Genomic DNA, 25,333 nt, shown 5'->3' on the forward strand with positions numbered 1-25,333 from the left:
AAATTTAAGAACGGCTTTTGAGGCAGGGCAGGGGGCGATGAAGCAATTCGAGCCGGGAGGAGGGGGCCACCTTCTTTGTGCCCTGCTGTTTGGGCCGCCTGGCTGATAAGCCGTCGGCTTGTCTGGGAATTGGGCCTGAAAAGGAACGTGTAGTGCGGTGCAATTGTTTTTCCCCTGCGGGGCAGGGGCTAGTGCCGGCGAGGGAGTTCCAGGGGGGCGGCGGTGACGTGGGAGGCATCGATAAGGGCGAGAATTTCTGCAAGCGACCGTGAAAGGTCCTGGATATGGCTGTCCTGGAGTTCAGACAGACCCTCTACAAGCTTGGTTTCGATATTGTCGGGCAGCGAAGCCGCCAGAGTGTGCCCGGTCGCGGTCAGGCTGATGAGAGTGACCCGGCGGTCCTTGAGTTGGCGCTCGCGGACAACCATGTCCTTTTTGACCAGCCGATCGACGATGCCGGTGATATTGGAAGGCGTGACGAAAAGATTTCGGCTTAAAGCGGCCGAAGAAAGGGGGCCCTGGAGATAGATGGTCCTGAGCAGGGCGCATTGGGGCGGCGTCAAGCCGTATTCGCGGGCCATGGTCAGGGAGTCGCGATACACTGCTCGAACAAGCTGTCTGATTTGTTTGACAATTTCTTTTATTTCTTCGTTGTACATGTTAAAATTTTAATGATTACTTTTCAAAAAATCAAGACTTGAACTTTCTCAGCCTGATCCTGGCTCCTCTCGTGTTTCGTTTCGTGGCCGCGACTCGGGACGGCGCAGTCACCACCACCCGCGCCGTTTGAACACCCAGAGCATGACGCCGGCCAGGCCTCCCATACTGAGCAGCACCGCAAAATACCCCCATTCCCACCCCAACTCAGGCATGTACTCAAAGTTCATGCCGTAGACGCCGGCCACGAAACTCAAAGGGATAAAGATCGTCGCCACCAGGGTGAGCATCTGCATGATCTGATTCATACGCAGGCTGACACCAGAGAGATGGAGGTCGAAAAGGCTGGCCAGCATGTCGCGATGGATATCGAGCATGTCTATGGATTGGATAACGTGGTCGTAGACATCGCGCAGATAGGAATGGACCTCGTCCTGGAATGTTTCTCGAGGATCGCGGAGAAGGTCGCTGAGTATTTCCCGCAGGGGCCAGACAATCCGCCGGATTCGCAGTGTGCTGGCGCGCATGTTCTGAAGGGTGAGCCGGATATCTCGGTCTGGCGAATTCAAAATCTGTTCTTCGATATCTTCGATGTGCTGACCCAGGGTCTCCATGAGGCTGAAATAGGAGTCAACAACGGTGTCAAGCAGGGAATAGACCAGGTAGTCGAGATCCCGCTGCCGCAGGCGGGAGCTCGGTTTCGCCAATCGCGCGTGCAAAGGGGTGAAGATGTCCCTGCCGCCTTCTTGAAAGGTCAACAGGACGTCATTTTGCATGATAAGGCTGATATGGTTGTCGCTCAAGGAGCGATCTTCATTGAATCCGAGCCATTTGCAGACCAGGAACAGGGAGTCCGGGAAATGTTCCAACTTCGGACGGTGTTCAGTGTTCATGACATCTTCGAGAGCCAAGGGATGGATTCCAAAATGCTTTCGAAATCCTTCCAGCACAGCCGGGTCGTGCACCCCGATACATTGGATCCAATGGTTCCAGCCAGGATCCAGGACACATTGTTCCGGGGTGGCGACTTCCTCGATAGTCATCTCGTTTTGGGAATACCTGATATGGCGGATGACCGTCTTCGAAGTCGGGGGCTCGCCAACATAAACTAACGAGCCGGGGGGCAAGCCGTTTTTTTTATGAACAGTCTGGGGCATGGCTCGTTCTCGTTGCGCGTATTTGCGTAAAAAAAATGGTTCTTTGACGGATCCTGTGGATTTTTGGAGTTTGTCGTCTCTTCTGTGTGCCCATTTTCGGCCCGGTATTTTCTCAATCCCGCCAAAGGGGGATCCTTGCCCCCTCCGGACTCTCAAGTGGAACAGAACTCCAGGTGTCGAAGATGGCCCTTGTTGCATCGGAATCCGCCTGGGAGCATTCAGTTCGCGGTCCGGTTTCCCCCTTTTGGCGGGACCAAGAAAATGTGCGGGCCTTTCGCTCGAAGCACACAGAAGAGACGGCAAACTTTTGCGTCTGAAATTCCATGCCCTGTGACGAAGAGCCAAAAAAATTCCGTCTCTCTGAGCAGTTCGCGCTGGTCATTGAACCTGAATTCGATGTTCCCATTTTCCTTTTTTGCGGGGCATTGAGAGAAGGAGTTTGTTTAACAGCCTCTTATTCAGTGTTCACCGAGCTGTTTTGGCGCCTGGCCCGGAGAAAAGCCACACCCTTCTTGGCCACCAGAGGAAAAAGCCCTAGCAGAGCGAAGGATCCGATGAGCCCGGGTGAGAGGATCCCGGAGAGGGTCTCGAGTTGCCCGAGTTCTTTGCCAGCGTTGACGTAGACCGCCGCTCCGGGAAGCATCCCAATTTGCGAGACCCAATAAAAGGTCCAAAGCCGCATGTGGGACACGCCCAGAGCGAGGTTGATGACAAAAAACGGGAAAACAGGAATGAGGCGGAGGGTAAAGAGGTAAAAGGCCCCCTCACGCTCTATGCCCTGATTGATTTTTTTCAAGGAGGTCTCGAATTTGGTCTGGACCATATCGCGCAACAGATAGCGAGAAACGGCGCAGGCCAGGACAGCCCCCAGGGTACTCGATACGGAAGCCGCCACAAGGCCAATCCAAAACCCGAACAACGCCCCGCCCGCAAGGGTGAAAACGGCCGCTCCAGGAAGACTGAGGGCGGCCATGAGGATATAAGCTCCCATATACCCCCCCAGCACGGCCAGGGTGTGGTTTTTGTAGAGTTCTAAAAACCGGGCCTGGGAGGCCTTGAGATACTCCAGACTGGCGTATTGTCCCAGATCGAAAAGGAAAAAGGCGAGAATGACTGCTACCAAAACAATGACGAGCAGGCTTTTCTGAAGATGCGAGCGGGTCATTCGAGACTCCTGGAGGTGGACCGGGGTGCCGTGTCTGTAAACATTGGCGGAATTCGGAAATGGAGGTGTCGGACCTTCGGCCTGTGTCGTTTTGTGCCGTAAATCTGCTCGAAGTCAGGCTCCTCCGGAGGGCAGGAGAATCTCATTGGCTCTTTGGGACCAGGGCGTCGAGTTCGACGGTCCCGGAGACCTCAAACGGGAGACGGGGGAGCAGCCCCCGGTTGTCGAGATGGAGAGTGCCACTGACCGTGTACTCCCAAGGGGCATTGGCTTCCCGGTTTTGGATTCCTTGCACCTGGGACCATACCTGGCGGACCATTTCCAGGGAAGAGGCGTAGACCGTGACGTCGACGGTTTGACTCTCCAGGGCGGGAATATGGATGTCGGTGCGCGTCACGCCGGTGGCAAAATGGCGACCGTTGAGATCCAACTCGGCTTCCAGGGCCTTGAGATCCAGCGGAGCGTCGTTGGTGTTAAAAACACGCAGGGTGAGCACGAATGTGCTTTCAAAGGCTTGGATGTTTTGAACGGCAAGGGAGGCCAACTGGACTTTGGGTTTGGCGAGGCGCCCCCCCAGGCCGGCGCATCCGGCGAGGCCAATGGTGACGAGAAGAAACACTGCAACGTATCGAATACAATAATCCCGGCTAGATATGCCCATGGTTCGACTCCCGAAGCCTCCCCAAACGGCAATTGAGCCCGGCCCCGGGCGGCTGCCGCAGATTGACAGCACAGGTGTGAGGAGACGGTGAACGGTAACACAAAAGGAACATTACAGGCCGGTACGCGAAAAAGGTGTTTCGGATACCGGTCCTGTGTTTGTCCTGACCGAAATTGTGCTTCGGGGCAAGCAGAAAACTGCGTTGCTAGGGAGAAGGGGACGCTTTGGTTAGACAAGGTGTTTCGAAACGGCCCCGCAGGCGCAGCCATAGACGTGGTCCCCAAAAAAAGCGCCCCCGGAAGACCGGGGGCGCGAGGACAGACAGGACCTGGTTGTATAGGGCGTTACGGCGTAGCCGTCCCATTGTCATAGGTGGCTTTATCAGGGGGGACATTATTTTCTATTTCTTTGAGTCCCTTGGCAATATTGTAAGTCCAGTCGCCGATCTTTTCGAACCGGGTCAGGATATCCATGAAGGCGATCCCGGCATCGACCTGGCACCGTTCTTCCCGGATCCGCTGGATATGATTCTGGCGCATTTCTTCGCGCATGCTATCGATGTGCTGTTCCAGGTCCTGAGCCTTGTCGAGCAGATCGTCGCTGGGATTGATGATCGAATCAGAGACCAACTTCATCAAGGCGCGCACCTCTTCGGCCATCTGGTCGACTTCTTTCCAGGCCTGGGAGGACAGGGGGAGATCCTGTTCCATGACATCCTCAAAGTGCTTGGCGATATTGGCCACGCCGTTGCCGATGCGCTCGAGGTTGTAGCTGATACGCATCAAGACGCTGACTTCCCGGGAGATGTCTTCTGAGACCTCGCTTTGGAAAATCCCTGAAAGGTAGCGCAAGATTTCCCGGTGAGCGGTGTTGATGTGTTCTTCAAAGCGTTGCCAGCGCCCGATTTTTTTGGAGTCATTCTGCCAGACCCCCTCCAGGGCGTTGTTCAGGCCGGCCCGAACCACCCGGGACAGGGCGTGGACTTCCTGACGCGCTTCGGCCACGGCTGCCATGGGGGTGTCCTGAAAGCGGTCGCTGAATTCCGGGAGACGAAAGAGATCGTCTTCTTCGGGGTCCCGCTTGGTGAATAACCGGGCTGCGCGCACCAGCCACGGCATGATAGCCAAAAAGAAAAGGGCGTTGGCGACATTGAATATCGTGTGACCGTTGGCAATATACCGTGAAATATTAGCTTTTTCTCCATCGACCACCGCATCGATCGGTCCAGCGCCCAGAAATTCACTGGTGATCCGCACTCCGTCGACGAACCACGGGAAGATCAGGATCATGAGGACGACACCAAGCACGTTAAATAGGGTGTGGGCGTTGGCCACCTGGTGAGCATCGGCATTGCGGGAACCAATGGTCGAAATCTGGGCCGTCAACGTGGTCCCGATATTTTCGCCCAACACAAGGGCCATGGCGGCTGGAAAGCCGATCAGTCCCTGCCAAGCCAGGCTCATGGTCAGGCCGATGGTCGCCGAGGAGGATTGGACGATGATCGTTAGGACCGTGCCGACGGCGATACAGAGCAGAAGGCCGCCGATGGTACTGGGATCGAACTTGGTAAAAAAATCGATGAAGGCCGGGTCGTCTTTGATCGGGGCCAGCGAGTCCTTCATGACTGTCAAACCGAAAAAGAGCAGGCCAAATCCGAGAATGATTTCTCCAATATAGCGCAAGCGTTTTTTGGTGGCGAAAAATTTGAGTCCCACACCAAGGGCAATGGCAGGCAGGGAAAGACTGGACAGTTTGAAAGCGATCAACTGGGCGGTCAGGGTGGTGCCGATATTGGCCCCAAGGATGACGCCAACGGCTTGATACAGGGTCATCAGCCCAGCGCCGACAAATCCCACCAGCATGACCGTGGTCGCCGAAGACGATTGGATGATTGCCGTGACAATCGCGCCGGTGCAACATCCAACCACACGGTTTGCGGACAAGGTTTTTAAAATGGAGCGAATACGCTGGCCAGCTGTCATCTGCAGGCCGTCGGTCATCATCCGCATACCGAGAAGGAAAAGGCCTAATCCGCCTAATGTGGCTATGCCTACCGATCCTGTGGACATGTCTACCTCTTTAGCCGTTCGCTGTGGTTGGTGACTGGCTTTGTCAATCTGGTCCTGAAATGCTCTGGGGCTCGTCGAAGCGCTTGCACAGGTCTCGATGCCCATTGTCCGGCACGACGATGTGTTGCATTGCAACTCCGCTGCGAGCGCGTCGGTCAGCCCCTGCCGGGGTGCAAAAGCGGACGGACCCCGGCAGGTCCAGCCGAGGTTCACAGACTGGGCAGGGCCAGAGCACCGGAAAAGTCAAAGCCGACCGTGCATTGTTTCAGGTGGCCCACCCATTCTGTGGGAGCCGTGCTACTGATCCCGGCGTTTCGTAACCAGAGTGTAACAAAAAGAAAAGAGGAGACAGGGAAGGTTGGAGAAATTTTTATTTAATTAACTGAAATATAGATATTTATTTTTGGAAGCTGCGTCTCGGTGGAAGGATAAAAAAAAGCCATGACAGCAGTCATGGCTTGATGAATACGGTGTGGTGCCGGGGGAGAGACTCGAACTCTCATGATCCGAAGATCGCGGGATTTTGAGTCCCGTGCGTCTACCAATTTCGCCACCCCGGCGCGAGAAACGTGTCTAAAAAAATGACGCAGGGAGGTCAAGAAAAAATTTTGGGCGCGAGGATCGACACCCTCCAATGGAAGGTGCGCCCGCCCTCCACAGCCACGCGGGAAGACGGGTGGACCCGGTCACGCTGCCAACGGCCGAACCCGGGCATCCCTTGTCTCCGTTGCGACTCTTTGTAATACTTTGCCGTTCGACTGCGTTGGTCTGCCAGCGGGCAACACGCGGCGACCACTTCGGGAGGTGCTCCCGGAGTGCTTTTGGCAACCTCATGGACACAAAACGGTGAGATCACCATGGATACCCCCCATATTCTGCAATTCGATCATGACCATATCTGGCACCCCTACACCTCGATGCGCGCCCCGTTACTGGTGCGCGAGGTCGCTTCGGCCCGTGGTGTGCGGCTGAAGCTTTCTGACGGGACCGAACTTATTGACGGCATGTCCTCCTGGTGGGCGGCCATTCACGGCTACAACAACCCGGTCCTCAATGACGCCCTGACCGAGCAGGTCAAGGACATGGCCCATGTCATGTTCGGCGGCCTGACCCACAAACCGGCGGTTCTCCTGGCCCGCAAGCTCGTCAGTCTGACCCCGGAGGCGTTACAGAAAGTGTTCTTTGCCGATTCCGGCTCAGTGGCTGTGGAAGTGGCCATGAAAATGGCTTTCCAATACTGGCTCGGGCAGGGCCGCAGCGAGAAGACAAAGCTCATGACCATCCAATCGGGGTATCACGGCGATACCTTCGCCGCCATGGCCGTATGCGATCCGATCAACGGCATGCATGAACATTTCGGCGATATCCTGTCCCGTCACTATTTTGCCCCCGCCCCAACGACGCCGTTTGACGGGCAATGGGATGATGCCGACTTTGCCGCCTTCGAAGAAATGTTTTTGGCCCACAAGGAGTCCATAGCCGCAGTCATCCTCGAACCCGTGGTTCAGGGGGCCGGAGGGATGCGGTTCTATCATCCCGAATATCTCAGGCGGGTCAGGCAACTGTGCGATCAGACCGGAATCCTGCTCATCGCCGATGAAATCGCCACCGGATTCGGCCGGACCGGCAAGCTGTTCGGGTGCGATCACGCCGGGATAACGCCGGATATCATGTGTCTGGGCAAGGCCTTGACCGGCGGGTACATGACGCTGGCCGCGACGATGACCACTGAGAATGTGGCCGCCACTATTTCAGAGACCTCGCCCGGAGTATTCATGCACGGGCCGACCTTCATGGGCAACCCACTGGCCTGCAGTGTCGCCGTGGCCAGTCTGAGTCTGCTGCAATGTTCCGGGTGGCAGGAGAAGGTGGAGCGGATTGAAGCCCAATTGCAAGAGGAACTCGAACCCTGCCGCGAACTGGCCGGTGTTGCCGATGTCCGAGTCTTGGGCGCCATTGGTGTTGTCGAATGCCACGAGCCCGTGGCTATGGAATCCATTCAGCGGAGATTCGTGGACAAGGGAGTCTGGATCCGGCCCTTTGGTCGTTTGGTGTACCTCATGCCTCCTTACGTGATCAGCACTTCGGATTTGCGTTCTTTGACCCGGGCTGTTTACGAAGCCCTGCTTGAGGAAGAGCAGGAAGGGAGCAATTGATGTCGAGCCTGTGGCCACAGCGGCTTTTTGTTACCGGTACCGACACCGAGGTGGGCAAGACACTGGTTTGTGCCGCTTTGCTCGCGTCCGAGCCCGCCTTCAGGTATTGGAAGCCGGTTCAAAGCGGTGCGGCAGAGGGAACGGACACAGCCTGGATTCGACAGGCCACTGGCCTTCCTGAAGACCGTTTCTGTCCTGAGCATACGGTCTTGCGCGACCCTGTTTCCCCCCATATCGCTGCAGCACGGGAAGGGAGGACCATCGATCTGGACACGGTCTGCTCCCCGGAGCTTGCCCCGGACACTGGGCTTTTTGTCGAAGGCGCTGGAGGCATTATGGTGCCCTTGAACGAAAAGGCGACCATGCTTGATCTGATGGTCCGTCTGGCTGTACCGGTTCTTGTCGTGGCCCGGCCCGATTTGGGCACGATCAACCACACCCTGCTCAGTATCCAGGTGCTGCGTCAGGCCGGTCTGGGGGTCTGGGGCGTGGTCTTCAGCGGAGAACCGGAGCCGGAGGTGCACCGCAGCGTGAAGCAGTTCGGCCGGCTGGAGCGTGTCGCCAGTCTGCCCTGGGTGGAGGAGTGCACCTTTGAAGCATTGGCCGCGCAGGGAAAGCGTCTGGCCGCAATTTTGCGGGGGCGGACATGAGCCGGCAGCGGATGGTTTTCAAGTGGGCCGAGCGAATTGCCGACGGCGAGCCGCTCGAACAATGGGAATGGGAGCGACTCGTTGCTTGGCCAAAGGAAGCCGTCTGGGATCTTTTGCCTGGGGCAGGGCTGCTTCGGCAGAACTTTTGCGGCACGGCGATCCATCTGTGCACCATCAGCAATGCCAAGTCCGGCGGGTGCACAGAAAATTGCGGGTTTTGTTCCCAGTCCCAAAGCGCCAGCGGGCCTGTGCCGATCTACCCGCTTATCAGTCCCGAAGAAATCGTTTCCGTTGGCGAGTATGCGGCTGCGGGAGGCGTCCACCGTTTTTCTGCTGTGACTGCCGGACGGGGGTTGCCTGTCTCAGAGGTTGAGGCGGTGGCGGCTGGCCTCGGGGCATTGCGGCATTCGGGAATCGAACGCTGCGCCTCGCTGGGGATTGTCAGCGAAAAGGCGTTGTCAGTGCTTCGCGCTGCCGGTGTCAGCCGCTACCACCACAATCTGGAAACGGCTCGGAGTTATTTCCCCCAGGTCTGTACCTCGCATTCTTACGACGAGCGGGTACAGACCATTCAACGGGCTCAGGCGGCAGGGTTTTCGATTTGCAGCGGCGGCATTTTCGGATGTGGTGAAAGCGACGCGCACGTGCTTGAGTTGGGACGGGAACTGGCGAGCTTAGACGCCAGCGCGGTGCCGATCAATTTCTTTGTGCCCATTGAGGGCACCGCGCTGGCGTCGCGTCACAGCCTGACCCCGCTGCGCTGTTTGAAAATCATCGCTTTGCTCCGGTTGCTTTTGCCGGACAAGGAACTCATCGTCTGCGGTGGCCGCGAACACAATCTCCGGGAATTGCACCCATTCATATTTCAAGCCGGCGCCAGCGGCATCATGACCGGCAATTACCTGACAACCAGTGGGCGGACCCTGCCTCAGGACCTGGAACTGCTGGCCGATCTGGGGTTGACGGTTCGGTAGTCTGCTTCCGGCGCCGGGTATTTGGTCAGCAAAGAGGGCAACTTTTCATCCTCCTCGGCGTCCCCAGAGGTACAGGACCCGATACCGGGCTGGGATAGAGTTGTCGCGGGCGAACCGGGAGGCATAATAGCGACAGAAACGTGCTAAGCGATCTTTGCCAAGAAAGGCTTTTCGACCGGGGCTGAATGTGGCCCCGGTTTTTTTATGGCTGCGCAGAAACCCGGTGACAGAACGGTGCCATTGGGTGTGGGTCTGGACACGGCTTTGCCAACTCAGTCCGGGGGTGGCGTCCAGAATATGGCGGTAGGTTGAGGCTGGGAGAAGTGGCTGGAGCGTTCCGAATCCGGTGGCGCGGCTGGAGGCGGCGAGTTCAGGAAGCGTCCCGCGGACAAAAAGGGCCAGCACGAAGGTGCCACCGGGACGGAGCAGGTCCAGGTTGGCCGGCAGGGATCGGTGCGGGGCGGTATACCATTGCAGCGTCGAGGCGCTTACGAGGAGATCGACGCAACCTGAAGGCAGGGGAAGTTGCTCCCCATCGGCCTGGAAGCGGTGTAGGTGAGCGGCAGGCAGATGGGCCAGCATTGCCCTGGAGAGGTCGCAGGCAAGATAGCACCCGACCTGCACGCGGGGCAGAAGGCTGCGGGTGAGCAGCCCCCCTCCGGCGCCTATTTCGAGAGCGGTAGCAAAGGTCTGCTCTTCGGGCACAAGACGGGCGCAGGCCTCGGCGATTTCCTTCTGGACCACAGCGGCCTGGGAATAGGTCGCATGGGCCCTGTCAAAGCAGCGGCGAACCTGTTGTTTCATGGACAATGGCATTGAGAATGGGTTCTGGCACATAATGGCCGGTTTCGGGGCGGCGGACACTGGCGCGCGGCAGGGCGCGCCGGACGCGCTCGGCAGCCTTCGGCGGAACAATGCGGTCTTGTTGGGGCAGGACCAGACAGACATGCCCATGCGGGACACGGTGTTGGTCCGGCGCCTGGGAGCGCAAAAGATAGTCGAGCCCGGCGTACAATGTCTCTGTTTGTGAGGCAGGGCTCTGGCGGACAAGCGCAGCAGTTTGTCTGATACCGCAGTTGCGGTAGAATTGGGCCAGGGTAGCAGCCTGGTTGGCGGCCAGTCCTTGCTGCATGCGCCGGAGAAGCCGCGGCGGAAAGCCGTCTGTGAAGGCCAGGAAGGGCGCGATAAGCACAATGTGTGCAAACAGGGGAAATATCGTGGTGGTGTGTTTCAAAACCATGTGGGCGCCGGTGGACCAGGCCAGCAATAACGGACCGCCGCTGAGTGAGGGAATGATCGTCTCCTCGGGTCCGTCAATAAAGGGCTGCAGAAAATAGACCTCTGAGGCCAGGTCGGGAAAAAGTCCAGGAGGCCCCGCCCAACCGGAGAGAAAAAGCGGTCTGTTCGGGGTCATACAGCCTCCACACCAACGTTGGGTCCCAGGTGATCAGCCAGGGCCTTGAACGCGGTTTGCAACAACGTCCAATCGGCGTGTTCCAGGTCAGCCCGCAAAGAGAGCCGCAATCGGGACTGTCCCCGGGGAACGGTAGGGGGACGGATAGCCGGGACAAAAACCCCTTTTTCCTTGAGAAATGCCTGAGCCGCCTGGGCCTTGTGGCTTGTGTCCAGCATGATGGGAATGATCTGGCTTCGACTGTTGCCAGTATGAAATCCTAGATCCTCCAGGGAGGCTCGCAGTTCAGCCGCTTTGGCCAGCAGCGCCGTTCCCGCTTCCGGGGTGCCGGACACGGACTCGAGGGCGGCTTTGTTGGTTCCCAGGACTGCCGGCGGCAAGGCGGTGGAGTAGATGAAGCTCCGGGCCCTGGTCTGCAGCAGGCGAACAGCCGTCCTGGAGCCGGCAATATACCCTCCCAGGGAGGCGAAAGCCTTGCTCCAGGTTCCCATGTGCAGATCGACTTCGCGTTCCAGCCCAAGGGCATGCGCCAGGCCCCGCCCTTGGCCGAATACGCCGGCGGCATGCGCCTCGTCCACCGCCAGGAGGGCGTTGGCATCATGGCACAGCCCGACCAAGGCCTCCAAGTCGGCGCAATCGCCGTCCATGCTGAAAACCGAATCGGTCACGCAGATGTGTCGCGGGGCCTCGCGGTGGCGGTCCATGAGGAAGGCAAGATGGTCCATATCCCGGTGTCTGAATCGGACATGTTTGGCCCGGGACAACGTTATTCCGTCAATGATCGAGGCGTGATTGAGGCGATCGGAATAGACCACCGTGTGCCGATCGGCAAAGGTGGTCAACAGGGCGAGATTGGCGCTAAAGCCGGATCCAAGAACCACGGCGGCTTCCTGGTCCTTGAAACGGGCCAGGTCTTCTTCCAGTTCCTGGGCGAGACGATTTGTCCCGGTGACCAATCTGGAGGCCCCGCTGGTCGTGCCGTATGTTTGCAGCGCTTCTGTGGCTGCCTGCAGGAGTATGGGATCGCGGGAGAGGCCAAGATAGTTGTTGCTCCCGAGGTTGAGTAACGACCGGCCATCGAGCACGAGGTATTTGTCAGCCCCGTAATCGATATCCGGAATCGATCGTAGCTGGTTTTCTGTCTCCAGAGCCTGGAGTTGGTCCTGGAAAAATTGATGGTGGTCATGTGCCATGAGCAAATCCAGCAGAAAGTGGTCTCTATCGGTGCTCCAGAGTTGGCCGCCGGCATGGCAGCGGTTCTGGACGACAAGGCGATGGGGTCACGCGGTCCGTAAAAAATGGCGTAGAGCAAATTCTTCCTTGACAAGGTATAAATGTAAAGCTAATTTCTTCAGTTCGCGACGCGGGGTGGAGCAGTATGGTAGCTCGTCGGGCTCATAACCCGAAGGTCGTCGGTTCAAATCCGGCCCCCGCTACCACAAAAAATCCAAGAGGTTAGGTGATGCACCTAGCCTCTTTTTTTGTATCTTGCAGCTACGCCAGCCGTTTTTGCCCTCCGCTCGATATGTCCCCGGCGTGGTCTGCCCGTCGACCGGACTTGAGTCCTTGCCCCTTTTGCGGGTGCGCCTCGTTTCCGGCTCACTGTTTCCAAAGGAATTGTCATGGAAACCGCTCTTGCCTGTCGATCCTGTTTTGAGCGTCAAATCGACTCGTTAGCCGACCATCTCCTTCCGCACGATGCGATGCAACGCGATCGGCTGCGGCAGGTCTGTCTAGCGGCGCTGGCCGACAGCGTCTCTTCCTCCCCGCCTCCAGAAACAGCCGCCCGGATTTACGCCGCCGCCGCAGATTTTTCAGGGTGCGCCGACCCTTTTGCCGCGCACAAGCGCGCAGCCAATGCCAAGGCCCTGACCCTGCTGCCTGAACTGCGGCGCCGCGTTGAAAAGGCGGAGGATCCCCTGCTGACCTGCCTGCGTGTGTCCATTATCGCCAATTATAATGATGTCGGGGTCGCCAGGACCTTTGACTGGGAATCCGCGCTTCTAGAAGAACGCGAACAGGAACAGTTTCCCGGTCTTCCTGTCCTGCGCACATGTCTGGAAAGCGGCCCTCGAAAGATCTGCATTCTCGGTGACAATGCCGGCGAGATAGCTGTGGATATCCTGCTCGTCGAGCACCTCCAAGCCCTGGGGCACGAGGTGGTTTATGCCGTGCGGGACCGGCCGATTCTTAATGACGCTACCCTGGAAGACGCCAAAGCGGTGGGACTGGACACGGTCTGCCGGGTGGTCTCGAGCGGCGTTGACAGTCCAGGGACACTGCTCCACCGCTGTTCAGCCGGCTTTCTCCAGGAATTGGAGCAGGCTGAAATTGTTGTGAGCAAAGGGCAAGGAAATTTTGAAGCCTTGCATGGCCGCCTGTCCGGCGTCTTTTTTGCCTTCAAGGTCAAATGTCCTGTTGTGGCGGATTTGGCGGGTCTGCCGGAGCAGACATCAGTGTTCGTCTTCTCCGAAGCTGCATCGTAACTGCCTGTTGGAACATTTCGTATACCGCAGGTCGCTTAAAAGTCCCAAGGGACGGCGCAAAAACGTTCAAGGGCGCAGTGTAGGTATTCGTCCGGAAGAGTTTGAACGTTTGCAGTTTTGCTGGCATTGGGATTTTTAACGACCATGTACATGGGACTGCACGCACAGCGGCCAGCTGTATTGCGCGCCGAATCCCACTTCTGCCACCCGTGACCGGTTGCGAATGCCACAGCAGGTCAATCTCCTGCTCTCGATTTCCGGACGCGAGCCTGAACGCACCGCAAGCCGAAGTAGGTCCTGGAGATGGATGGATTGCCGATCGATGCCATACGCGAATCCTTTCAAGAGGGATTGCACAAGGGACGGCTGGTGGTCCAGGCCCCGACCGGGAGCGGGAAATCCACCCGGTTGCCGCTTTGGCTGACAAAGGCCGGTCGGGTCCTGGTCGTTGAGCCCCGTCGCATGGCCTGCCGGGCGTTGGCCGCCCATGTCGCCAGCTTGAAAGGGACCTCCTTGGGTCAGGAAGTGGGGTACGCCATCCGCTTTGCTCAATGTTGTTCTGAGAAGACGCGCATTGTGTTCGCCACCCCGGGCATCGCCCTGCGGTGGTATGCCGAGGACGGTTTGCACTCCTTTGACGCCGTTTTTCTCGATGAATTCCATGAACGGCGCTGGGATACGGATTTTTTGGCCGCCGTACTGCGCTCCGGGGAGCACTGTCTGGTGCTGGCTTCGGCAACGGTGGATGGCCCTGAACTGGCGACGTATCTGGACGGGGGCCTGCTCCATGCCGAAGGACGCAGTCATCCCGTCACGACGACATATACCGAGGAGCACCGCCTCCCCTCGCTTCAGGGACTCAATGAGCGCATCGTTCGTGCGGTTCGCACGGGGCTGGTTCAGGAAGACGAAGGGGATATCCTTGTTTTTCTCCCTGGCAAAGGGGAAATCCGTGACGCCCAGGCCGCCTTGCGTCAAGGCAATCTTGGAGTCCCGGTGGTTCCGTTGCATGCCGGCACTGCTGCTGCAGAGCAAGATGGCGTGTTGCAGCCCAGCCAGCATCGGCGGATTATCCTGGCCACGAACGTCGCAGAGACCTCTCTGACCCTGCCGGGCGTGCGGGTCGTTGTCGATTCGGGGCTCGAACGCCGGACCCAACGCTATGGAGGACGGACTGTTCTTGCCCTGCAGGCCATTTCGCAAGCCGCTGCGGATCAGCGCGCCGGTCGAGCCGGAAGACTCGGCCCGGGACAATGTTTTCGTCTCTGGGGGCGGCAGGCCCGACTCAAGGATTTTACTGCTCCTGAAATCCAGCGAGAGGACTTGACGGAGCTTGTTCTCGCCAGCCACGCCTGCGGGAGCCCTCCAGAAACCCTCGAGTTCCCGACTTCTCTGCCCTCGGAGCCGTTCGAAACGGCTCGACAGCGCGCCAGGGCAATGGGGGGCATCGACAGTTCCGGCCAATTGACCCCGCATGGACAGGCGTTGTTCACCCTCCCTCTGGATCCCTTCTTCGCCCACCTTGTTGCTGTGGTTGACGATGCGGCCCTGCGGCGGGCCAGTATTGACATTGCGGCGGCGCTTGAAGCACCCGGCGGTCTTTTGCCTGCGCAGCAGACCGCCGAAGGACGCGAGGCCCTGGCCCGCTTCGCTCCGGAACCGTGTGATGCCTGGACGCTTTTGCGCCTCATGCGCCACGATCCTCCGTCTGAGGTGTTCTGCAAATATAATGATCTCGCCGCGGCCCGGGAGACAGCGCGCCGTATTCGTCACCATCTGGACCTGCCCACGAATGTGGAGGCTGAGGCGCTGCCCGTACGCAGCGAATGGCTTTTGGCCATGTTGCGCAATGCACCGGAGGCCGCCTTTATTCGTCGTGGGCAGATCAAACGGCGTGAAGCCCTGGTCAATGGACAGGGCTTCGAACTCACGGCGAGCAACAGTTCCCGCTTTGCTGACCCGGCCGAAGCCGCCCTTGTCCTGGCCATCCACAGCTTGCCCGGCACCAAGGGAACACAGCAGTCATGCAGCCGGGGAACATGTCTGGCGCCGCTTCCTCTTGCGTTGTTGCGTCAAGCCGGAATCGGCACCGAGGTCCCGGGGCAGCCGGCTTGGGAGGACGGGCGCGTCAGTGTGCTGTACAGGCACGAATTTGCCGGGCGCGTGTTAGAGGAGACGAGGCGGTATCCGGAGGGCAGTCTCTTACGGCAAGCGGTGGCGCACCTCTTGTGCGCCGGACAACTCTGGCGCGAGTCAGGAAAGCGTCTGCTGGAAGACATTCAGGCCTGGAATTTGTACTGTGCTTTGGGCAAAAGCCAGGGAGACGCTGTTGTCCCTGAGCAATGGGTGGAACACGAACTTGAGACCTTGGGGCTTGAAGCCCAGGAGGATCTGGCGGTGCTCGCGCCACAGGATCTGGTTTTTGAAGGGATTCCCTCCTGGGAGCGGGCGGGTTTTGACCGCCGGTACCCCCGTCTTTTAGACCTTGAAGGCATGCGCATCAGTATTGATTATGATGTCGCGCATTCGCGGATTACCCTGGAAAAGATCCACGGACCGCGAAAGACCCCTCCGACCCGGCGGGAACTGCCGCCGTGGGGGCGGAATTGGACGGTGCGGTTTCGCGCAGCAAGCAAAGTGGTGCTTGTCTAACCGGCTTGAGGCAATTCTCTGCCGGTGAAGCGCTGTCCCTGATTCCGTATTTGTCTTTTCACGCAAATTGGTCCATTGTCACAACGTACAAATGCGAGCTTTTCCAGTATGGAAATGGCGCAACGAGGAATCGTCATTTCGCCTGTTCAACCGGCCCGATAGCTCACGGCCACAACCCTGACAAGGAGTCCTTATGCCCAGAGGGACGTTCAGTCACAATTACGATCCGGACCGGCTTCGCCGCCTGATCCAGGAGGGCAAAACCGCTCGAGAAATCATGAAGGAAATGAAAATTTCCAAGTATACCCTGCATGAGCAGGTGCTGATGCTGCAGCGCAGAGACAAACAGATTTATGAGATCCCTGGCCTGTTGGAGGCGCCGTGTCCAGAAATCAGCAAATGGAAACGGTACAAAAAGCAGGGTGTCATTTTTTCTGAAAAAATGCTCGAGGCGAGCGGCTTCAAACCCGGGACCGCCTTTGAAATGATCGTTGAAGAGGACCGAATCATTCTTAAGAAAATTGATTCCAACGGCTAGGCAGTCGTGAACATGTCTGATGTCGGGAAAGGGTGACGTGGCCTTTCCTCTGGTTGTCATCTGTAACGTGGAGGCGATGCATGAGCGAGGATCTGCGAACAACGTCACGGCGCACGACGGCGACGTGGCAGAATCTGGAAAACAAGATACTGAAATACGATATACATCCATGGGTGTTTTTCGGCGGCGGGGCGGTTATCATCCTCGGCGTGGCTTTGACCTTGATTGCAGGCGAGACGGCCTCGACCTTATTCAGTTCCGTGCAGACCTGGATTGCCACATATACCGGTTTCTTTTTCGTGCTGGTCATGAACGTGGTCCTGGTCTTCTGCTTTTTCCTCTTATTCACCAAAATGGCGTCGATGCGCATCGGCGGAGAGGACGCTGAGCCGGAATTCTCCACCATGGGGTGGTTCGCCATGCTTTTTAGTGCTGGAATGGGTATCGGGATCCTTTTCTACGGGGTGGCCGAACCCATGTTCCACTATGTGGCCAATCCCCTCTCAGAACCCGGTTCTCCTGAAGCGGCGCGCATGGCCATGGAATTGACCTTCCTGCATTGGGGCCTGCACCCTTGGGGTATTTATGCCCTTGTCGGCCTCGGCCTCGCCTTCTTCGGCTTTTCCGAAGGACTACCGCTTTCCATCCGTAATATTTTCTATCCCCTGCTTGGCGACAAAATTTACGGCCCCATCGGTAATTTGATCGATGTCTTGGCCACGGTGGCAACGCTGTATGGGGTGGCGACTTCCCTGGGGCTCGGGGTCCAACAGGTCAATGCCGGACTGGCCCATTTGTTTGGCATTCCGCAAAATCCCTGGGTTCAATGCGGCTTGATTGCCTTGATCACCGCCATTGCGACCTGGTCCGTCGTTCGCGGCCTGGACGCGGGCATCAAATTTTTGAGTGAATTGAACATGGCCGCCGCCGGGTTGCTGATGCTCTTTGTCCTCTTGTTGGGGCCGACCCAATTTATCCTTAACGGTATTTTGGAGAATATTGGGAATTATATTCAGGATTTTGCGCATCTTGCCACCTGGAACGAGACCTACACCAACGGCGAATGGCAAAACGGCTGGACGGTTTTTTACTGGGGCTGGTGGATCGCCTGGTCTCCGTTTGTGGGCATGTTCATCGCCCGGGTTTCCTATGGCCGGACCATCCGGGAATACCTGCTCGGCGTTCTGCTTGTTCCCGTCGCTGTGACCTTTGTCTGGATGACCGTGTTCGGCAACAGTGCTTTGTTCATCGAGCATTTCGGGGCTGGGGGACTGGCCAAGGCGGTACAGGAGAACATTCCTGTCTCCTTGTTTGTCTTTTTGGAACATTTTCCCTTGTCTATGCTGACCTCCCTTTTGGCAGTCGTTGTCGTCATCACGTTTTTTGTGACCTCCTCTGACTCCGGGTCCATGGTCATTGACATCATCACCGCCGGAGGTAACCCGGATCCGCCGACTCCGCAGCGCCTGTTCTGGGCCGTTTTGGAAGGCGTTGTCGCTGCGGTCCTGTTGCTCGGCGGCGGCCTGGTCGCCCTGCAGACAGCCGCCATCACAACCGGGTTGCCGTTTGCGGTGGTCATATTGATGATGTGCTGGGCCGTGTATCGCGGTCTGCATGACCATTGGATGCGCTACTACGACTAACAGCCACGCCTCGCCAAGAGACGTGTTTTTTTGATCCAACCTTGGAGGTACGCAGTGTTGAAACTTCGCAATCTGTCTGTGTGCAGTCTTGTACTGACCTTATTGGTTGTGGCCGGCGTGGCCCGGACAAGCTCTGCCGGGCACGAAACACCGGTGACCTTGGCGTATGTCGAGTGGTCTTCAGAGGTGGCGAGCACGAATCTGGTCAAAGCAGTTATTCAGGAGAAACTCGACCGCCCGTGCCGCATTGTGGCCATGTCGGCCGATGAGATGTGGCGGGCTGTGGCCCAGGGATCTGTGGACGGCATGGTATCGGCTTGGCTTCCGGGAACACAGAGCGAATATTTGCAACGCTATGAAGGCCAGGTCATTGATCTGGGACCGAACCTGGAGGGAACCCGGATCGGTCTGGTCGTTCCCAAGGTGACCACCGGCCGACAGACAGCCGGCAGTGGTCTCGAGAACGAACCTTACATCCCTGTGACCTCTATCGCCGAGTTGCCGGAGTATGCAGACAAATTCGACGGCAAGATCATCGGCATTGATCCGGAAGCCGGGATCATGCACCGGACCGAGGAAGCGTTGCGCGCCTATGGGCTGCACAATTATACCCTGGTCTCCGGCAGTGAAGTGGCCATGACCGCTGAACTGGCCGATGCCATCCGCAAACGGCAGTGGGTGGTGGTTACCGGCTGGGAACCGCATTGGATGTTCGCCCGCTGGCGCTTGGCCTTCCTCGACGACCCCAAAGAAGTCTTTGGCGGACGGGAAGCGATCCATACCGTTGTTCGCTCGGACTTGCGGGAGGATATGCCGGACGTCTACAGGTTTTTGGACAACTTCCAATGGACATCAGAGGATATGGAACAACTCATGCTCTGGATAGAAGAGCGAAAGGGCGTTTACCCATATGAAAGCGCCCGCCGCTGGATCCGGTACCATAAGGATCAGGTGGCCTCATGGCTGCCGTGATTCAGACCTTGTGTCACTCGGGGCCCTGTGGCCGTTTCGATTGCACAAATTGACCATCAAAAAAGCGGAGAGACCACATTGGTCTCTCCGCTTTTTTGATGGCTTCGTCTCGAGCAGCCCGGAAATCCTCACCCACTGCAATAGATCACGACAAGGGTATTGGGCACAGACCGCAGGGGAAGGTGCTTGTCGACAAGGGGGAGAAGCGCACAAAAAGGGGTGTGCTTCGCCTTAGCCGAAGATGCACCGGGCCAGCCATTTGAGGCGTCCCGTCAGGGCCGAATCCCGCTTTTGGATGGGATCAGGCAGAGCCGTGGCGGCCAGGGCCGGGCGGTGAGCAAGGATCAATTGGCCCGCCATTTCCGTGGCTTCTCCGGTAAGATCTTGGCATTGCAGGAAATGGGCTTTGTTATCCTCCTTGACCGATTTGGTCAGGACCCGGCAGCAGGTGCTGCGATGGGCGGTTTTGAATTGATCGTGGAAGGCATTGACGACCCGTCGGATTTCCGCCCGGTGTTTGTGAGGCGCATCGCCTCCGAGGATCAGTCCGATGCCGAGAACTCCCCCGCTCACTGCGCCGCAGAGACAGCCGCTGCCTCCAAGACCGATAGTCATGCCCGCGGTCAGGCCGACTGCCTGCTCGCGGCTCAAACCCCCTTCAAATCCCTCGTTCAGTGCAACCAGCACTGCTTCGGTGCATAAAAGCTGTTTGGTGGCGTAGAGGTTTTCAGCTCGCTGCCGGATCGGTGTCAGGAGAGCAGAGTTTTCGGACATAGTTTGCGGCTCCGGTCAAATCGTGCGCAAGAGCGAGGCATTGACGATTGGCATAGCTATTCCACAGACCCGATGGGGAAGTCCGCGCCTTTCCAGGCAAAAATGCCCCCGGGGTAGCGGTAAACATTGGTGTAGCCCAATTTGACTGCCCAATTGGCACCGCTGTGGCTTCGGGCGCATTTAACGAAACCGCAGTAGACGACGATCAATTTGTCTTTATCCGGGCCAAGGAGTTGTTGGAAGTCTTGCTTGGTTTTGCCCGCGGTTTGCTCGCTATCCCACTGGGGCATATCCCCTTTGGGGAAAAGAAATTGTTCGGCCCCGGGAACGTGCTGTTTGGCGTAGCTTGCCTCAAAGGGCATGGTGTCGATAATGAGCATCTCCTTGCCATTGTCAATCCATTGCTTGAGCGTCGCGGTGTCCACGAGTTCGTAGCCACCCCGTTTGGTGTCGCGGACCAGTTTGACGGCTGCCTTCTCGGTCTCAAGTTCTTCCTCGAATTTACTTCCGAACAGAGCAGTAGCGGGGTTGGCAAAGGCCAAAAGAACACAACCGGTGAGCAAGAGGACCATCAGGGTTTTCAGGTTGGGCATGAATTTCATCTCCTTCGTTTCTTTATTATTCAGGGCACGGAAACGTTGTCCTCAGAGTGAGGATGAACCGGAATCACGCAGGGAAATCAATCTGTGCCCAAACGGCACGCGACTGGAAATAGCCTGCATACCGTTGAGCTGGCGCCAGATGTAGAGATAGCCAGCCATGACCAGCATGCCCAGGTCGCGATACAGAGACGAGCGCAAATGGCCGAAGGCCTCTGCCTCGGGATCGCCCGGTCCGTAGCAACCGCAATCGATATCCAGACCAAGATGGATGCCGTAGGCCAAAACCAGAATGAAAACGACTGTGAGCAGAGTCAGGGTGGTCAGACTGCCCCGGAAATCGAAAAGCAGACCGATACCGGCGAGGATTTCGAGAAGGGGCAAACCGATGGCCACCACAGGAAGCAGGAAAGATGGGATCAGTCCAAAAGCATCGATGGTGGTCGCAAAAACGGCGGGATCGGCGAGCTTGAGTCCCCCGGCTATGATAAACATCACCGCGAAAGCCAGCCGGACGATTCTATACGCCCAGGCCGATGTGGCCAGAAAACGTGGGAGCGGGACCATGGGGTTCCCCCTGGAGGCGGGTTTATCTTCCGAAGTGGCGTGTCAAGCCGGGGCCGGCTTTTGCCTTGCATCCTCATGTGCTTTGTACGAAGTGCAGGCAAGGGGGGCAAATACAACGTTTAGATGGCTTGAATAGCTAAGGATAGATTGTATCTATACAAGACCGCACTCCGGGCCAATGAAGCTTGCAGGGGCCAGCGATGGTGTGTTTGGGAAGGGCAGAGCCGGTCTTCCGGGGCAGGGGAATACCTGGCAGCGAGCAGGCTGGAGAACATTTCCCAGTGGCAGACAGCTGCTGTGCCTTCAATCTCCTACGAACGAATACCTACGCTGCGACCTTGAATGTTTTGTCGCCATGCCCTCGGGATTTTGGAACGGCCAGCGCTATACGCAATTTTTCCATAATCAGTTAGGGCCAGAGCAGGCCGAGGCCAAGATACGCCAGGAGAACCCCGAAGGCGCGATCGACCCAGAGATGAGCAAAGAGGTAGAAGCCGCGAAACCGGTCTGAGGCCGCAACGCGGGCGAGAAAGAGGAACCACAGGGTTACGGCGAGGACAATTTCCAGTCCGTAGATCCAATGGACCCCAAACGAGGCCCCGGCAGTGATATAGTTGGAGAAGACACTGATAAAAAACAGGGCTGCCTTCGGGTTGAGCAGATTGCACAAAAAGCCCTCCCAAAATCCGGCGCGGACCGTGGAGGCGGCTCCGCTTTCGCGGGGCTGCTGCCGGCGCAGCCCCGCTGGGGCCTTCGTTTCCGGAGCAACAGAACTGCGCAGTGTCTGAAAGGCCAACCACAACAGGTAGGCGCCGCCGGCCGTCTGAACAGTCTGAAAAAGGGCTGGAGAGCGTTGTAACAGCAATGCCAGTCCAAAGACAGAATAGGCCACGTGGACAAGCAGTCCGCAGCCGATACCCAGGGCTGTGGCACGTCCTTTGGCCCGTCCGCCCTGCAGGGCATTTTTGAGCACCAGGAAAAAATCGGGTCCTGGGGCCATACCCACAAGAAGTCCGAGACCGAAGATTTCTAGGAACACGGGGCGCCCTTGTGGATCCAGATCAGACCTGCTTGGCGTCCACAGGTGCGCTCGCGGCGGTAGGAAAAAAAGAAGGACGGCAGGCTGAAGGTGCACAGGTCGAGCCGGAAAATGTGCTCGCGGCGCAAACCGGCGGAGCACAATTGGTCCTCTGTCATACGCCACAAATCCACGGTTTTTCGCCCGGAGTCGTAATAGGACGCAAATTCAGGGCCCCATTCGCGATCAAAATGGACGAATTCACTGCATCCAGGGCCTAGACTGGGACCACGTACGGCCAGGACCTCTTCCGGAGCGAGATCGTAGGTGGCACAAAACCTGGCGAGGCCCGTGGCCGGAAAATTCGCTCTGTTGCCGCGCCAGCCGACATGCAGCGCCGCCACCGCCTGCCCAGAAGTATGGGCCAGCAGGACGGGCTGGCAATCCGCGGTCTTGATGCACAGCGCCCTGCCGGGAGCGGTCGTTATCAGCCCGTCGGCCTCCACGTCCGGAGCAAGGGGGCCGTCAACGCTCAGAAGCGCAGTCCCGTGGACCTGCTTGGCCTCGGTCAACTCGTCGAAGCCGCATCGAGCTCGGAGCGCCAGCCGGTTTGCCTGGACCCGCTCCCGGGTGTCCGCGACGTCGAACGAGATATTGCCCTGGGAAAAGGGCCCTTCGCTGGAGCCGCCTATCCGGGTGGTAAAGGCCGCTCGCACCATGGGCAGACTGGGAAAGGCAAACGGGATGATTCCCGGCTGGGCGGGATGGCTCACTACAGGGTCGATGTGCATGAAAAACTTCCTTGGCGGTACGGTGGAATCTCCCAAAGAGGAACGACAGCCCGATCTGACGGTCGCAGTCAGTGCTGTGGGGTCCAGAAACTCCCGGCTTCGGTCACAATGCAGTCCACGGGGATATCCCACGGCTCGCTGGGCAGGGCGGGCACCACCTGGAAGGCATAGGCGAGGGCCACAATGAGCATGCCTGTTCGACGGGCACGGCTCAAAAAGCGGTCATAATACCCGCCTCCGTAGCCCAAGCGGACCCCTGAACGATCGACACCGACACAGGGAACAAAGGCCACGTCTATGGGGAACAGTCCCGGAGGGCGGCAGAGATGTTCCTTGGGCTCGGGAATGTTCTGAAAGCCGGGCTGCAGTTCGTCGACTGTGCGGACACAGGCCAGGTCCATTTCGCCGCGTTCGCATTGCCTGCAACGCGGCAGGAGAACGGATCGCTCCGATTTCCATGCGGCTTCAATCAAGGGCCAGGTGTCGACTTCGTTATGAATAGGGGCATACAGCAAAAACGTTTCGCTCCTCTGCCACTGGGGCAGGGCGAAGACGTGGTCCTGGATGCACCGGCTCGCGCTCACGACCTCATCTGGTGCGAGGTCTCGGCGTTGGCGCATAAGGGCTCGGCGCAACCGTGATTTGTCGTCTTGCTGAAGCGGAGTGGATGGCATGGCAAAAGAGTGCCCCAAAGCAGCCTCTGGAGCAACCCCCTGGAACTGCTTGGCAAGCCTGAGGCTCTTTAGTATCTCCCTTGCATCGGAAGAACACAATGTACCCTCGGCGGAGCACTGCCAAGGAGAAAAGGTATGCAGACATCGTTGCCGTTTTGGATTGTCGTGGGGGATATCCACGAGCAGACCGCCAATATCCACAGGATTCCTCACATAGGTGAGGCTGCCGGGCTTATCGTCAGCGGGGATATTACCAATGCCGGACGGGTGGCCAAGGCCACGGAAGTCCTCGAGGAACTCCACCGGGTCAATCCCAACCTGTACGCCCAGATCGGGAATATGGATTTTCCCGAGGTGACGGGTTTTTTGGAGCAGCGGGGATGGAATATCCACGCCAGGGGGGTGGAGCTCGATGAGGATGTCGGTCTCATGGGGGTTGGCTATTCCAATGCGACCCCGTTCGGGACCCCCGCTGAAGTCGGGGAACACGAACTTCATATGTGGCTGGATGTGGCCTACGCAGATATCAAGGATCTCGCGCACCATATAGTGGTCTGCCATACTCCGCCCTACGGCACCCGTTCAGATGCCCTGGCAGACGGGACCCATGTAGGGAGCCATTCGGTCCGCCGTTTTCTGGAGGCGGCCCAGCCGGATGTCTGTGTCACCGGCCATATCCACGAGGCGGTCTCACAGGATTATCTGGGTCGGACTTTGATTCTCAATCCCGGTATGCTTGCTGCGGGCGGATATGTCCTGCTGCAGCGGACGGCTGAGGGGATCCACGCGGAACTGCGTTCGGTGAGGGAGGAGTGATGCGGCTGTATTCATGGAATGTGAACGGGTTTCGGGCCGTGGTCCAGAAAGGGTTCTGGGATTGGTTTGCACAGTGTGATGGCGATGTGATTTGCCTGCAGGAAACCAAGGCCACTTTGGATCAGGTTCCGGAGAAGCACCAGCACGTCAACACCCATCAAATCATATGGAACGGAGCAACCGTTAAAAAAGGCTATTCAGGTGTGGCCTGCTTTGCCCGCACGCCCCCAGTACACTGGTCCCGGGGACTGCCCGACATGCAGTATCAGGGAGAGGGGCGGACCCTGCTTTTGGAGTACCGTGATTTTTATCTCTTGAACATCTATTTTCCCAACGGCCAGATGAGTCAGGAACGGTTGGACTATAAAATGGGATTCTACGACGCCTTTTTTGACTATGCCGAACACCTCCGCCAGACCAAGCCGGTTATTGTCTGTGGTGATTTAAACACCGCGCATACGGAAATCGACCTCAAAAACCCGAAAGCCAATGCGGATCGCTCGGGCTTTCTCCCTGAAGAGCGGGCCTGGATCGATACATTTATCAGTCATGGATACCACGACACCTTCCGCATGTTCACCTCGGAAGGGGGGCATTATTCGTGGTGGACCTACCGCTTCAACGCCCGGGCCCGGAATGCCGGGTGGCGTATCGATTATTTCTTTGTCAGCGACGAACTTACAGGCCGTGTCCGGAATGCCTGGATCGAAGACACCGTATACGGGTCCGATCATTGCCCGATAGGTCTTGAAATAGATGCCCAGTAGACCGGTTTCCCGTTTTCGGTGGCCCTATTGCCTTCGCCCCGCCTTTGCAGTACTTCCCGGCCAGGGCCCGATGCGGCCCTGCTTGACCGCCAGGTTGGCGACGACCTGATCTGTGTTCCAGATGCATCAAGGA

24 protein-coding genes and 2 tRNA genes are annotated in these 25,333 nt (G+C 57.9%); 11 read left to right on the forward strand and 15 right to left on the reverse strand.

The features are described from left to right. Positions 1-188: 188 nt before the first annotated feature. The 6 genes from DRET_RS05210 to DRET_RS05235 form a co-directional block, all read right to left on the reverse strand. Entirely contained in the window at positions 189-659 is a 471-nt protein-coding gene (locus tag DRET_RS05210) for a MarR family winged helix-turn-helix transcriptional regulator (RefSeq protein ID WP_015751479.1), read from the reverse strand. 108 nt (positions 660-767) lie between these two features. Continuing rightward, positions 768-1,814: a magnesium/cobalt transporter CorA gene (corA, locus tag DRET_RS05215; protein WP_015751480.1), complete on the reverse strand. Its 1,047-nt coding sequence runs from the start codon at positions 1,812-1,814 to the stop codon at positions 768-770. A gap of 454 nt (positions 1,815-2,268) precedes the next feature. Continuing rightward, on the reverse strand, positions 2,269-2,979 hold the full coding sequence (locus tag DRET_RS05220) for a TVP38/TMEM64 family protein (RefSeq protein WP_015751481.1): 711 nt from the start codon (positions 2,977-2,979) through the stop codon (positions 2,269-2,271). A 142-nt stretch (positions 2,980-3,121) separates the two neighbouring features. Next, on the reverse strand, positions 3,122-3,640 hold the full coding sequence (locus tag DRET_RS12935; RefSeq protein WP_015751482.1) for an LEA/WHy family protein: 519 nt from the start codon (positions 3,638-3,640) through the stop codon (positions 3,122-3,124). 344 nt (positions 3,641-3,984) lie between these two features. Continuing rightward, positions 3,985-5,709, reverse strand: a complete 1,725-nt coding sequence (locus tag DRET_RS05230; RefSeq protein WP_015751483.1) for a Na/Pi cotransporter family protein — start codon at positions 5,707-5,709, stop codon at positions 3,985-3,987. 473 nt (positions 5,710-6,182) lie between these two features. Further along, positions 6,183-6,269 (reverse strand) — tRNA-Leu (locus DRET_RS05235). A gap of 255 nt (positions 6,270-6,524) precedes the next feature. Here DRET_RS05235 and bioA point away from each other — a divergent pair. From bioA to bioB, 3 genes are read left to right on the forward strand one after another with little or no spacing between them, the layout of a single operon-like run. Beyond that, positions 6,525-7,865, forward strand: coding sequence for an adenosylmethionine--8-amino-7-oxononanoate transaminase (bioA, locus tag DRET_RS05240; RefSeq protein WP_015751485.1), 1,341 nt, complete (start codon positions 6,525-6,527; stop codon positions 7,863-7,865). Then, positions 7,865-8,515, forward strand: a complete 651-nt coding sequence (gene bioD / locus DRET_RS05245) for a dethiobiotin synthase (RefSeq protein WP_015751486.1) — start codon at positions 7,865-7,867, stop codon at positions 8,513-8,515. Before bioA ends, bioD begins: the two co-directional genes overlap by 1 nt. Beyond that, entirely contained in the window at positions 8,512-9,489 is a 978-nt protein-coding gene (bioB, locus tag DRET_RS05250; RefSeq protein ID WP_148214022.1) for a biotin synthase BioB, read from the forward strand. Before bioD ends, bioB begins: the two co-directional genes overlap by 4 nt. Before the next feature lie 45 nt (positions 9,490-9,534). On the opposite strand, the gene DRET_RS05255 is transcribed toward bioB, so the two are convergent. Genes DRET_RS05255 through DRET_RS05265 form a run of 3 tightly spaced genes read right to left on the reverse strand, consistent with a single transcriptional unit; the run spans position 9,535 to position 12,096 of the window. Beyond that, positions 9,535-10,293, reverse strand: a complete 759-nt coding sequence (locus DRET_RS05255) for a methyltransferase domain-containing protein (protein ID WP_015751488.1) — start codon at positions 10,291-10,293, stop codon at positions 9,535-9,537. Further along, positions 10,265-10,903 carry an alpha/beta fold hydrolase gene (locus DRET_RS13810; RefSeq protein WP_015751489.1) on the reverse strand — a complete coding sequence of 213 codons (639 nt, stop codon included), beginning with the start codon at positions 10,901-10,903 and terminating at the stop codon, positions 10,265-10,267. Before DRET_RS13810 ends, DRET_RS05255 begins: the two co-directional genes overlap by 29 nt. Beyond that, on the reverse strand, positions 10,900-12,096 hold the full coding sequence (locus tag DRET_RS05265; protein ID WP_015751490.1) for an aminotransferase class I/II-fold pyridoxal phosphate-dependent enzyme: 1,197 nt from the start codon (positions 12,094-12,096) through the stop codon (positions 10,900-10,902). Before DRET_RS05265 ends, DRET_RS13810 begins: the two co-directional genes overlap by 4 nt. Before the next feature lie 169 nt (positions 12,097-12,265). On the opposite strand from DRET_RS05265, the gene DRET_RS05270 reads away from it, so the two are divergent. The 6 genes from DRET_RS05270 to DRET_RS05295 all read left to right on the forward strand — a co-directional run bounded on the left by DRET_RS05270 (position 12,266) and on the right by DRET_RS05295 (position 19,194). After that, positions 12,266-12,342 (forward strand) — tRNA-Met (locus DRET_RS05270). Positions 12,343-12,525: 183 nt separating this feature from the next. Further along, positions 12,526-13,389 (forward strand): damage-control phosphatase ARMT1 family protein, encoded by an 864-nt coding sequence (locus DRET_RS05275; protein ID WP_015751491.1) that lies wholly within the window; start codon positions 12,526-12,528, stop codon positions 13,387-13,389. Between the two features lie 303 nt (positions 13,390-13,692). Further along, entirely contained in the window at positions 13,693-16,041 is a 2,349-nt protein-coding gene (locus DRET_RS05280; RefSeq protein ID WP_015751492.1) for a helicase-related protein, read from the forward strand. A 193-nt stretch (positions 16,042-16,234) separates the two neighbouring features. Beyond that, entirely contained in the window at positions 16,235-16,579 is a 345-nt protein-coding gene (locus DRET_RS05285; RefSeq protein WP_015751493.1) for an AbrB/MazE/SpoVT family DNA-binding domain-containing protein, read from the forward strand. A gap of 80 nt (positions 16,580-16,659) precedes the next feature. Next, positions 16,660-18,222, forward strand: a complete 1,563-nt coding sequence (locus tag DRET_RS05290; RefSeq protein ID WP_015751494.1) for a BCCT family transporter — start codon at positions 16,660-16,662, stop codon at positions 18,220-18,222. A gap of 54 nt (positions 18,223-18,276) precedes the next feature. Then, positions 18,277-19,194: a glycine betaine ABC transporter substrate-binding protein gene (locus DRET_RS05295; protein ID WP_015751495.1), complete on the forward strand. Its 918-nt coding sequence runs from the start codon at positions 18,277-18,279 to the stop codon at positions 19,192-19,194. A gap of 231 nt (positions 19,195-19,425) precedes the next feature. On the opposite strand, the gene DRET_RS05300 is transcribed toward DRET_RS05295, so the two are convergent. From DRET_RS05300 to DRET_RS05325, 6 genes are all read right to left on the reverse strand, one after another. Further along, complete coding sequence (locus tag DRET_RS05300) at positions 19,426-19,968, reverse strand: C-GCAxxG-C-C family protein (protein ID WP_015751496.1); 543 nt, start codon at positions 19,966-19,968, stop codon at positions 19,426-19,428. A gap of 56 nt (positions 19,969-20,024) precedes the next feature. Further along, positions 20,025-20,561: a rhodanese-like domain-containing protein gene (locus tag DRET_RS05305; protein WP_015751497.1), complete on the reverse strand. Its 537-nt coding sequence runs from the start codon at positions 20,559-20,561 to the stop codon at positions 20,025-20,027. A gap of 51 nt (positions 20,562-20,612) precedes the next feature. Next, positions 20,613-21,134 (reverse strand): MauE/DoxX family redox-associated membrane protein, encoded by a 522-nt coding sequence (locus DRET_RS05310; RefSeq protein WP_015751498.1) that lies wholly within the window; start codon positions 21,132-21,134, stop codon positions 20,613-20,615. 409 nt (positions 21,135-21,543) lie between these two features. Then, positions 21,544-22,173: a LysE family translocator gene (locus DRET_RS05315; protein ID WP_015751499.1), complete on the reverse strand. Its 630-nt coding sequence runs from the start codon at positions 22,171-22,173 to the stop codon at positions 21,544-21,546. Further along, positions 22,164-22,943 (reverse strand): purine nucleoside phosphorylase YfiH/LACC1 family protein, encoded by a 780-nt coding sequence (locus DRET_RS05320; RefSeq protein ID WP_015751500.1) that lies wholly within the window; start codon positions 22,941-22,943, stop codon positions 22,164-22,166. Before DRET_RS05320 ends, DRET_RS05315 begins: the two co-directional genes overlap by 10 nt. A gap of 68 nt (positions 22,944-23,011) precedes the next feature. After that, positions 23,012-23,617, reverse strand: coding sequence for a 5-formyltetrahydrofolate cyclo-ligase (locus DRET_RS05325; protein WP_015751501.1), 606 nt, complete (start codon positions 23,615-23,617; stop codon positions 23,012-23,014). A gap of 135 nt (positions 23,618-23,752) precedes the next feature. Between DRET_RS05325 and DRET_RS05330 the strand changes: the two genes are divergently transcribed. After that, the gene (locus tag DRET_RS05330) at positions 23,753-24,433 is read left to right on the forward strand and encodes a metallophosphoesterase (protein WP_015751502.1); all 681 of its coding nucleotides are present in this window, start codon (positions 23,753-23,755) and stop codon (positions 24,431-24,433) included. Continuing rightward, positions 24,433-25,200: an exodeoxyribonuclease III gene (locus DRET_RS05335; protein WP_015751503.1), complete on the forward strand. Its 768-nt coding sequence runs from the start codon at positions 24,433-24,435 to the stop codon at positions 25,198-25,200. The genes DRET_RS05330 and DRET_RS05335 overlap by 1 nt, the downstream gene beginning before the upstream one ends. Positions 25,201-25,333 lie beyond the last annotated feature (133 nt).

Source organism: Desulfohalobium retbaense DSM 5692 (genome assembly GCF_000024325.1).
GTDB classification, from domain to species: Bacteria; Desulfobacterota; Desulfovibrionia; order Desulfovibrionales; family Desulfohalobiaceae; genus Desulfohalobium; species Desulfohalobium retbaense.